Here is a 1904-nt window from a genome sequence, read left to right as displayed (position 1 = left end):
CCAAGGTCCGCTGCTTCATCGGCTTGCACCACCATCGCTGCGAAGCACTTATCCTCGCATCTTTGGAACTTGATCAGCGTTGCCCTAAAACATGCGCTGTCGCAGCAGCGCAGCGCCGAGTGATCCAGCACGGGTCCTGCTGCAGTTGAACGACATGGGGCGGCGGCGGAAGTTCGATGTTGCTGAATGCCACAGTGCCCCGGCGTGCATCGCACCGCGTGCATTCAATGGGCGCGGATAGTGGCTGGACTCAGCGCTTGGGCGTACCAGCGCACCGAGTGCCCGGCTAACGTGGCAAGCGATGCCAACGTGGCGATGGGGACCGGATTCGGAGCGGTGCAGATGCATGGCCGTCCGGCGATGGGCAGGCGGTCAGATCGGTGGCGGTAATGTCTGTCTGCTGCCACGCAAGCTGGTGGCAGCCGCCTCGCGCAGTGCCTGACCGAGTTGCTGCAAGGCGTTCGAGCGCACAGCGGCGTATTGCCAGTACAGCGGAACATCGAGCCAGTGGGTGGAGTCGATGATGACGACCTGCTTGTTGCGCACCGCAGGCAGCACCATCGCTTCGGGCGCCAGGCACCAGCCCAGCCCGCGCGCAGCGGCTTCGACAAAGCCGGTGGAGGTGGGCAGGTAATGCGTGGGCGGGCTCAGCCGGCTACGCGTGATGCGCCTGACGAAACGCGCCTGCAAGGCGTCCTTGCGATTGAACACCAGCATCGGCGCCTTCCCCAGCGCATCGGCGGTGAAGCCGTCCTGGAAGTACGCAGCGACGAACGCCGCCGATGCGATCGCGTGGTAACGCATCACGCCCAATGCCTGGACGTTGCAACCCTGCAATGGCGCGCGCTCGGAGGTGACCGCGCCCAGCACGCTGCCAGCGCGCAGCAATTCCAGGGTGTGGTCCTGGTCGTCCATCTGCACATCGAACAAGAAGCCGTGTGCCTGGTGCAGAGAAGACAACGCCTGCAGAAACCAGGTTTGTAACGAGTCGTCATTGACCGCGATGGCAAGGGTACGTGGATGCCCGGCGATGCCATCGCCAGGCAGGAAGTCGGCGATCGCCTCGGCTTCGAGAACCTGCATGGGCTTGAGCCGGCGCAGCAGCCGTTCGCCGGCGGGCGTGGGCCGGCAAGGCGCCGTGCGCATGACCAGTACCTGCCCGAGTCGGTCTTCGAGCGCCTTGATGCGTTGCGAGATTGCCGAAGGCGTCAGTGCAAGACGCTGCGCGGCGGCGTCGAAGCTGCCTTCGTCCAGAACGGCCGCGAAGGCGGCCAATTGCGGATGCAGAAGATCCATGCGTTCACCAGCATCAGAAATGCTAATCAGCATACAGATTATTTAGTTTTCCTAATCCGATGGCAGGGCCAACGATGCACGCCTGCCTCGGAGACAACACCATGATCGTTCAAGCAACAGTGGCCGGTTTTCTTGCCGGCGCCGGTCTCATCGTCGCTATCGGCGCGCAGAATGCATTCGTGCTGCGGCAAGGGCTCAAGCGCCAGCACTTGGGACTGGTGGTGGCGATCTGTGCACTTGGAGATATCGCGCTGATCCTGCTCGGCTTCGCTGGAATCGGCGTGTTGGCGCAGCAATGGTCGGGCCTGCTGCAGCTGTTGCGCTACGCGGGGGCCGCGTTTTTGGCGGCGTATGGGTGGACGGCGGCACGCCGGGCCTGGCGCGGGGATGGCGCAATGCCGCCGGCGGAGCAGGGCGAAGACCGCTGGCAACGCGCCGTGGTCACCTGCCTGGCGTTTACCTTCCTCAACCCGCACGTCTATCTCGATACGATGCTCTTGCCCGGCAGTCTGGCCACGCATTACCCCGGCGCGTTGCGCTGGGCATTCGCGCTGGGCGCGTGCGTGGCCAGCGTGAGCTGGTTCTCTGGCCTAGGGCAACGCTGATCA

Annotated in this window: 1 protein-coding gene and 1 pseudogene; one reads left to right on the top strand and one right to left on the bottom strand. The window is 64.2% G+C overall.

Annotated elements, in window-relative coordinates; all coding sequences use genetic code 11:
* Nucleotides 1–372 precede the first annotated feature (372 nt).
* Nucleotides 373–1296 (bottom strand): LysR family transcriptional regulator ArgP, encoded by a 924-nt coding sequence (locus XAXN_RS20045; RefSeq protein ID WP_054320807.1) that lies wholly within the window; start codon nt 1294–1296, stop codon nt 373–375.
* Between the two features lie 101 nt (nt 1297–1397).
* Between XAXN_RS20045 and XAXN_RS20040 the strand changes: the two are divergent.
* Nucleotides 1398–1892, top strand: a pseudogene (locus XAXN_RS20040) (LysE/ArgO family amino acid transporter); the annotation flags it as partial.
* Nucleotides 1893–1904: the final 12 nt, after the last annotated feature.

The sequence above is a fragment of the Xanthomonas axonopodis genome (assembly GCF_001304695.1).
Lineage (GTDB): Bacteria > Pseudomonadota > Gammaproteobacteria > Xanthomonadales > Xanthomonadaceae > Xanthomonas > Xanthomonas axonopodis.
Note: the sequence above shows the minus strand (reverse complement) of the source record. Positions and strands in the feature narration are given on the sequence as shown.

Excerpts from the sequence above, each read along its gene's own strand:
- XAXN_RS20045 (WP_054320807.1), bottom strand. The coding sequence starts at position 1,296 with ATGGATCTTCTGCATCCGCAATTGGCCGCCTTCGCGGCCGTTCTGGAC.